At 67.1% G+C, this 8214-nt stretch carries 6 protein-coding genes and 2 pseudogenes; 5 read left to right on the forward strand and 3 right to left on the reverse strand.

Annotated features, from left to right (window positions below; all coding sequences use genetic code 11):
* Positions 1–204: 204 nt before the first annotated feature.
* The 3 genes and pseudogenes from AB0P03_RS40330 to AB0P03_RS40340 all read right to left on the reverse strand — a co-directional run bounded on the left by AB0P03_RS40330 (position 205) and on the right by AB0P03_RS40340 (position 4146).
* Positions 205–1837, reverse strand: a pseudogene (locus tag AB0P03_RS40330) (IS4 family transposase).
* 290 nt (positions 1838–2127) lie between these two features.
* Positions 2128–2781, reverse strand: coding sequence for a hypothetical protein (locus AB0P03_RS40335; RefSeq protein WP_363589679.1), 654 nt, complete (start codon positions 2779–2781; stop codon positions 2128–2130).
* 115 nt (positions 2782–2896) lie between these two features.
* Positions 2897–4146, reverse strand: a protein-coding gene (locus AB0P03_RS40340) for an IS3 family transposase (protein ID WP_363633706.1) whose coding sequence is annotated in 2 segments (ribosomal slippage) — positions 2897–3810 and positions 3810–4146 — 1251 coding nt in all. Because the reading frame shifts where the segments join, the coding sequence is not laid out codon by codon here.
* Between the two features lie 79 nt (positions 4147–4225).
* Between AB0P03_RS40340 and AB0P03_RS40345 the strand changes: the two genes are divergently transcribed.
* The 5 genes and pseudogenes from AB0P03_RS40345 to AB0P03_RS40365 all read left to right on the forward strand — a co-directional run bounded on the left by AB0P03_RS40345 (position 4226) and on the right by AB0P03_RS40365 (position 8069).
* Positions 4226–4486 (forward strand): ATP-binding protein, encoded by a 261-nt coding sequence (locus AB0P03_RS40345; protein ID WP_363633712.1) that lies wholly within the window; start codon positions 4226–4228, stop codon positions 4484–4486.
* Between the two features lie 225 nt (positions 4487–4711).
* Positions 4712–5383, forward strand: coding sequence for a hypothetical protein (locus AB0P03_RS40350; RefSeq protein WP_363633707.1), 672 nt, complete (start codon positions 4712–4714; stop codon positions 5381–5383).
* Positions 5373–6059 carry a Fic family protein gene (locus tag AB0P03_RS40355; protein ID WP_363633709.1) on the forward strand — a complete coding sequence of 229 codons (687 nt, stop codon included), beginning with the start codon at positions 5373–5375 and terminating at the stop codon, positions 6057–6059. The genes AB0P03_RS40350 and AB0P03_RS40355 overlap by 11 nt, the downstream gene beginning before the upstream one ends.
* A 92-nt stretch (positions 6060–6151) precedes the next feature.
* A pseudogene (locus AB0P03_RS40360) lies at positions 6152–7114 on the forward strand (IS481 family transposase); the annotation flags it as partial.
* A 361-nt stretch (positions 7115–7475) separates the two neighbouring features.
* The gene (locus AB0P03_RS40365) at positions 7476–8069 is read left to right on the forward strand and encodes a hypothetical protein (RefSeq protein WP_363633710.1); all 594 of its coding nucleotides are present in this window, start codon (positions 7476–7478) and stop codon (positions 8067–8069) included.
* Positions 8070–8214 lie beyond the last annotated feature (145 nt).

Genomic DNA, 8214 nt, shown 5'->3' on the forward strand with positions numbered 1-8214 from the left:
TCCGGCTCACTGACCGGGCGGCCCGGCCGCGGGCGAGGGTACGGGTGCGGCCGAGGGTGCGGGTGAGGGTGAGGGTGCGGGCGAGGGCGAGGGTGCGGGTACGGTTCCCCCGAGGTGCGGAAGGTTGCCCGAGGTGGCCTGATAGGTCATGAGAAGGGAGCCTTTGTAATGGCTGCTCAGATGAAGTACCCCAATGCCGCGTAGTTAAGGACTGGTTGGGCTGGTCAAGACCACGTCCGGGTGGTTGTCCAGCCGGTCGGGAACGGCCCATTCGGGAGCCAGGATGTAGGTCACGGGGGCGACTTTGCGCAGGATTCCCTCCCCTTCCCAGCGGATGAGCTCACCGGTCAGGCTTCGATGGTGGGGAAGGCCGAGTTCCTTGGCGACCTCGGTGGCGTGCCGGGCTCGGCCGGGGTCGGCGCGCATGAGTTGGAGCGTGCGATCCCGTCGTCCCTCGGGGGCGAGTTCGGCGCTCTGGTGGACGGTGACCGTGATCCCGGTCATGCGGGCGGTGGCTCGGAGACGGCTCTGGTCGGGCGGGTTCGCGTAGCGGGAGACCGGGCACTTGACGCGGCGCGGTGCGATGCGCGGCCGACGCCCGGACAGCCGGTTATCCAGGACCGCTCGGCCGATCCGGCCGGTTTGAAGGGGGCGGGTGAGGTCGGGCAGGATGCCATCGGCGGCGACGACCTGGTCTCTGGCGGCTTCGAGGGCGGCGGTGAACGCGGCCCGATCGGGGTCGGTGCCGGGCTCGGACTCTGCGGCTTCGGCCATGGCCCGGCGAAGAGCCTGGTAGACAACCAGTTGGGCCCAGACCTCCTGCTGTACCCCGAGGGGGTCGTGCGAGCGCAGGACGAGCCCGCTGGCCAAAGAATGCCGCAGGGCGTAGAACGCCGATTCGATCTCCCATCGCTCACGGTAGAGGGTGACGAGCTCCGCTGCGGGGTAGCGGTGGTGGTCGAGCAGCGTTGTGGCCAGGCGGTAGTGGCCGGTGATGCGGACGCCCCCGTGGACTGTCGCGGTGACCTGGGCGTCGATGACGCGCAGGCGTACCCCGCGGATCCGCGTCAGGTAGGAACCATCCGACAGATGGGCCCACTTGGCGGGAGTGCGGCGGTTGTCGAGGCGGACCAGCAGCTGGGCTCCGGTGGCCGCGCAGCGGGCCAGGAACTCATCGGAGTCGAAGCCTCGGTCGTTCAGCAGCAGCATGCTGTCGTCGAGCAGCGGCAGCAGTTGCTCGGCGTAGACGGTCTCTCCTGGGGCTACCGGGCCGAAGACCGCACCGAGGCGTCCCGGTCTCGCACAGGGCCACGAGTTTCAGCATGGGGTAGCCCTCCTGTCCGTAGCGGTGCTTGATCTTGCCGAGCCAGTCGCAGACGCGCAGCCGGTCCGGGGCCTTGGCAGAACTGCAGCCGTCGAAGGCCACGGTCCGCCAGCTCCGGTAGCGCACGCCAGGCGTCGTCGGCTGGGCGACCGGCCCGGCGAGGCTGTCGAACAAGAGCTCCAATGGGGCCGGCCCCAGTCGCCGACGCAGGTCACGCAGGGCCTTCTCCGAAGGGCAAAGGAGGTTCAACTGCCTTAGGCCGGCGGTGAGTTTGTCCCATACCCGCAGGTAGCCCAGGCTCGGGAAGAGAGCCAGGGCTAGAACGAAGTACACGCCGACCCGCGAGGGCAGTATCCGCAGCCTGGCCTGCGTGGTGCCCGTCCGCGCCAAGACGTCGTCGACGAGCTCGAAGGGAATCTGCCGGGTCAACTCCCCCAGATGTCCCGGCGCGTACAGGCCCTTCGCGACGGTGACGGTACGAGCAAGCACGACAGTGGCACAATCATCAGGCAACGGGACCCCTTCGAGCAGGAAGACCTTGGTCGGCTTCCTGGCTCTACCCGGGGTCCCGCATTCATGATCTCCGCCACTGCCTTCGGCGAGTTGGGAAACCACCCGGACGTGGTCTTGACCAGCCCAACCAGTCCTTAACTACGCGGCATTGGGATACTCCTGAGGCGCTGCCCCGAACGGAATGAGCGGACCGTCGACATCGAGGAAGAGCAGTGGAGGCTGTGCGGCAAAACCGGTCACGGCTGCACGATAGCGGCTCCTTCGAGAGCAGGAGGAGGGGCCGCGGCCTTTCATGAGTCCCACTGGTCGCAGTACTCGATATGGATCTCGCGCGCGTCGCCGAGAATGCCGTCGTTGGAGTGGAGCTCTGTGCAGAAGTACGGGTAGCTGGGATGGACGGGGACGTGGCTGGGACCGTTTCGGGCGACGTTGAGGAAGTGCCGGGCGGTTTCCCTGAACACCTTCGCGCTGCCGGTCATGAACAGGGTCTCGGCGTGGAGATGCTGGTGGAACAGGTCCCGGTTCTCCCGGTAATGCCGTGCCTCGTGGTCAATCACGGCGTCGCCTGGATGTCCCGGATCGGGCAGCGTCACGGTCTGCGGACGACCCGGGCCGAGTCGCCCGCGCACCTCCTTCCATCGTGAAGGCGCGAACTGGAGCGAGTGATGCAGCAGTACGAGATCAAGCTGACGCATGCCGTCTTCCGGCAGTTCGCGGGAGGGGGCTTGGTTGCCTCGCATCGGCAGGTGGACCAGTGAGCGCGGTGAAGAGGCAGCGAGCGTCCATAGACCGCCGATTCGCCGCGCGGCGTCTTGATCGAGGTAGGCGTCCAGGCGTCGATCGTGGTCGGTGAGCACGGCGTGGATCAATGGCTGGGCTGGTCGGATGACTTTGAACTCCACGGATCCGAGCCGTGCTTGGTGGATGGTGACGGGTAGCTTCATCGGTTCTCCGAGACACGGCGGCTGACGTCGGCGGCCCAGTCGCCGGCGGATGCCTTCTGCCACTGGACGGCGACTTGGGGGCTTCACCCTGGTTGGTAGACACGGGTTTGTGTGGTTATGCGGCGAGCGCCAGGGTAGCTGACTGCTGCTGCTCGTAGGTGACGGGGCTGACCTGGCCGTTGGCCGAGTGCCTGCGCCAGGTGTTGTATCTGTTCAGCCAGCGGAAAACCGCCGCTCGGCAGGCCTGGGCTCCGGGCCAGTGGCGTGCGTCTTTGAGGAGCTCGCGTTTCAGTGAGGCGTGGAAGCTCTCGCAGGCGGCGTTGTCGGCACTCGTTCCGACAGCACCCATGGACTGCGTAACTCCCAACTCGGCACACAGGTAAGAGAATTGCCGACTTCCGTACTGCGCTCCGTGATCGGAGTGGAACACCGCTCCGCGTAGGATGCCGCGAGTGGCGGCGGCCATCGTCAGAGTGTCGGCGACCAGGGACGTGCGCATGTGGTCGGCGATCGACCAGCCCACGACGCACCTGCTGAAGCAGTCCAGCACCGTTGCCAGATACAGGAACTCCCCGTCCCCGACCGGGAGATATGTGATGTCGCCCATGTACTTCAGGTTCGGCGCCGGCGCGCTGAAGTCGCGCCCGAACAGGTCCGGCATCGGGGGCGCCGGCGGCTCGGGCACGGTGGTGCGGACCTTCCGGCGCAGATGGGTGCCCACGATCCCGAACTTGCGCATCACCCGCGCGACCCGCTTCTCGTTCACCGCCAGGCCCCCATCCCGCAGCTCGGCGGTGACGCGCGGGGCGCCGTAGGTCCCGTCGGACTCGGCGTGGACGCGCTGGATCCGCGCCGCCAGGACAGCGTCGGCCTCATGCCGTTCTGCGCGGGTCGCGGCCCTGGCGCGCCACTTGTAGTAACTGGAGCGCTGGATGCCCAGCACCTGGCAGAGCCGCTTGACCTCGAAGGCCTCCCGGTGGTCCTCAACGAACTGGAAGCGGCTCATCACCAGCTCGTCTCCGAGGCGAGATACTTCGTGGCCTTCCGCAGGATGTCCCGCTCGACCGACAGCGTCTCGCGGTCCTTGCGCAGCCCCGTGTTCTCCACCCGCAAAGCCGCGTTCTCCGCCTCCAGACGGACGATCCGTTCCTCGGGCGTCTCCACCCCAGGAGCCCCGGACCCGGCCGCAGCCGGCAGGACACCGTCGGGCCCCGGCGCGGCCCCCGCGGCCCGCACCCACTGCCGCAGCGACTCCGCATGCATGCCCAGATCCCGCGCGACCTGCGCATACGTCAGCGACGGATCGGAGCAGTACAGCGCCACAGCGTCAGCATGGAACTCCGCTGAGTAGTACTTGTGCACCATAGGTGCCATCTCTTCCTCTGAATCCACGAGATCCAGTGTCCGTGATGTCTACCAATCGGGGGAATATCCATCCGCATAGCTGGACGAGTTCGGCTACCTGAACCTGGATCGCAAGGGCGCGAAGCTGCCGTTCCAGATCTTCACCGAGCGCGAGGAGCGCAAGGCCACCGCGGTCGCCACAAACTCACCCTTCACCGAATGGGACAAGACCTTCGGCGACGCCCGCCTCTGCGCGGCCATCGCCGACCGGATCACCTTCCGCTGCACCCTGATCCAGACCGGCACCGAGTCCTACCGCTACCAGGCCACCCAGGAATCCCTCTTCCCCTCCCCGAACTGACACATCTGTCGAGGTACATCTCTCGATGAATGCGTCCAACTGCGTTCGTGACCTGCCGCGCAGCGCGGCTGACTGGCCGGTGCGGGCCCACTCACACCGTAATCAACGGGGACGGATCGCTCTGGATATGCAGATGACAGACGCGGCGTGGTCCTGGCAGCATCAGCCAGCTGCCCTGACCGGACTGATCATCGGAGGATCACCACGTCCAGTAGCCCGTATCTGATGCCCCGTCTGCTGACGTGGTCGGAGGTTGACCCCGACCAGCATGCCTTCGCCTGGAGCAGGGAGGAGGAGGCCGAGGTCACGGCGGAGGTCCTCGCGCTGGTTCCCTCAGGCGACGCCTACTCGTTGAGCTTCGACGACTTCTTGAACCCGGTCACGGAGCTCCTGGTCGGCCGCTACGGCCGGTGGGCCTGCGGATGGCACTGGGCGGTTGGCGAGGGCGGTGGCGGCGGTGTCGTTCAGAGCTGGTGCTGTGACTTCCACTCGCTAAGGGATGGCCCAGAGGCCACAGCCGCCATCGTCGTGGCGTCGCTCCTGGAATGGCGCGACTGGCTGGAAGAGCTGGCCGAGCGCTTCGTCGAGCTCGCGCCGGTGCCCGACGCGGATGTCGAGGACCGTAGCTGGCACATGCAGCGTGCGGCGACCCGGCTGGTGACCCTGTCCGTGGACCGCACGTGTGCCCAGGATGGCTGGCACGGGCTCTGCAAGCGAGTGCTGTCCTGGTACCTCTCCTCAATAGGCATGGAGGGTGAGGAAGCAGCCGAGCTGGTGGAGAGTGCGGTTGACGGCCGGTTCAAGAGCTGGGCCGTACCGAGCTGCACCACGGTCGACGCGGTCGTGGAGGACCTGGCATTCAACGCAACCGGACATCGGCCGTACCGTGACTACTGACTCCCTCGCCGTCTGGTGCGCGGTCAGGGACGAGGTCGACTGGAACTCCGCCGGTGCCGGGCCACAGCATCCCGTGGTGCCGGCCGTCGACGGGCTCACAGCTTGGTTCAACGGCGAGGTCCGCAACCGGTGCCCGCAACGCGCCGACCGGCTACTCGCTGCAAACGACCTGGCCCGCACAGACGCCGCCCGCAGGCGTCCCCTCACTCCTGCCCTGATCACCGGTTGGCAGCGCCTGATCCTCGGCAGACCCGACATCACCTTCCGGGACGGCGACGCCTTCGCCAAAGACGGCCGTGAGCGCTACGGGCTCACCCCGTCCACGTGGAATGAATTCGCCCAGTGCCTGCACCAGAGCACCGATCCCGCGCTCCCCATAGCCTCCCGCGCAGCCAGAGCGTATCTCGATGTGGCCTTCTTCCACCCCTTCCCGGACGGCAACGCACGCTCTGCCCTGCTGGCTCTTGCCTACGTCCTGGACCTCGACGGAGTACGACTGGACCAGGTCTCCCCCTTGCCGATCGCGCGCTACCCGGACGACCCGGCCGGCGCCGCAGACCTGGCGACACTGGTCGCCATCCTCATCCGTGGATCCCAGCGCCGGGGCGGCGCCGCCCCGGCCGTCTCCAGCGGGAGGCCGCACGAGGACACCGACAAGACCACCGCCCACGGGTGACCACCACGAACTGTGAGGGCTCAGGACATGTTTGACGCAATGTTCTCGGGACACCCTTGACAGTTCCTGACCGTGCTTCAGATGCTTCGGGTGTGACTCAGGAGGCGGAGGGCCAGCAGCAGGGCGACTGGTTGGTCGAGCAGAGGTACCGGGCGGTGCTGGAGGTGCTCGACGGTTCGCCGATCACGGAGGTCGCCCAGCGGTACGGGGTCGCACGGCAGTCGGTCTACACGTGGAAGGCGAAGTACGCCGCGGGCGGCTTCGAGGGGTTGCGGGAAGCGTCCCGTCGGCCGCGGACCAGTCCGACCAGGTTGCCGGCCGAGGTGGAAGCCCTGGTCTGCGAGATGCGCCGGTCCCACCCGCGCTGGGGAGCCCGACGGATCGCATTCGAGATCGAGCGACTCGGCGCGGAGTCCGCCCCGTCGCGGGCCACGGTCCACCGGGTCCTTACCCGCAACGGTCTCGTGCGCCCGCAGGAACAGCAGCACCGGCGCAAGTACAAGCGGTGGCAGCGCGAGACGCCGATGCACCTGTGGCAGCTCGACTTGGTCAGCGGGATCTACCTCGCCGACGGGCGCGAGTGCAAGATGCTCACCGGGATCGACGACCACTCGCGCTTCATCGTGGTCGCCGAGGTGCTCACCGTTCCCTCCGGGAGGGCGGTCGCCGACGCGTTCGTGCGGGCCATGCGGATCCACGGGGTGCCGGCCGAGGTGCTCACGGACAATGGCAAGCAGTTCACCGGCCGCTACACCAGGCCCACGCCCGCAGAGGTGCTTTTCGAGCGGGTCTGCCGGAAAAACGGGATCGGTGCGAAGCTGACCAAGCCGTACTCGCCGACCACCACCGGCAAGATCGAACGCTGGCACCGGACCCTGCGAAGGGAACTGCTCGACGACTGCGGGCCGTTCGCATCCCTCGCCGCGGCTCAGGCCGCCATCAGCGAGTGGGTTCAGGCCTACAACCACCTCCGCCCACACCAGGCCCTCGACATGGCCACACCCGCCAGCCTGTTCCGGCCCAACCCACAGCCCGAACCCGTCAAGGTCGTGCCTGCCCAGCGGTCCGAGACCGTGCCCGCGCCCGCCGGTTCGGCCCCGCCGGTGCTGGTGATGACGCCGTCGGCCATGTCCATCAGGGGGACCTGGTCGACTTCACGGATTCACGGAATTCGTGCCTGAACCCGTTCTCATGGCCAAAGCCAGCTGGTCGCGCTTGCCCGGCAGACCCCGTTCGAGATCAGCGTCTACCTCAAGCGGTCGACCTGACCCTGGGAACGAGGAATTCAAAAGCCCGGTAGGGCGGAGCCGTACAGTTTCCGCTCGCGTCGGCGCCACGTCGTGGCCAGGGCCCGCCCCACACGAAGCGAGAGCACTGCGACAGCATGCCGTGATCGAGCCCGTTGGGTTCCTCGGAGTGCCTGACGCACTGGTCCAGCTGGCTGTCGCGTGGCGTACCCTGCCGTCCCCCGCCTTCAGCGCCGCTGTAGCGTTGTCCGCAACCGATCAGGGGGATTCAGTGACGAGGTCCTTGCACTTCAGCTGGGAACTGAGCGGCTCCGGCTGGGCGACGTGCAGGATCTGGGACGGCTCGACGAAGCACCGGGAGAGCGTCAGCTACTGTACAAACGCGCTCGCCGACTTGTTGAAAGGCGTGACGGGCCTTTACGGCCCGCATGGCATCCAGCGGTTCTCGTTCGACCTTGAACCGGCAGAGGCGCGGTGGATTCTTCGTCGCCGAAACAGTGACGTGCACATCACGATCCGTCGTTTCCCGGACATGTCGACCAGCTTCGACGCACCGGACGGCAAGGGTATCCTCGTGTGGACGTCCACACGTCCTCGTACCTCCTTGGCACATGCGGTCCTGATGGCTGCCGAGAAGGTGCGGCGAACCCACGGCGAGGACGGCTACCTCCAGAAGTGGCAGATGCACGCCTTCCCCACCACCGAACTGGAAACCCTTCGGCACCTGCACCTGGCAGCGGATGACTGCGCTCTCCAGCACTGAACCAACGGCGCCTCACGGCGCAAACAAAAGCTGAGCCAGAACCGCTTCTTAGAGGGCGGTTCGTGAGTTGATGTCCGCTTTGGCATGAGGTTGAGAGGACTGCTTGTCACGAGGCTGCGGGCGGCTGTGGCCGGCGAGGGTTGCA

The sequence above is a fragment of the Kitasatospora sp. NPDC088779 genome, from assembly GCF_040685395.1.
Classification (GTDB): Bacteria; Actinomycetota; Actinomycetes; order Streptomycetales; family Streptomycetaceae; genus Kitasatospora.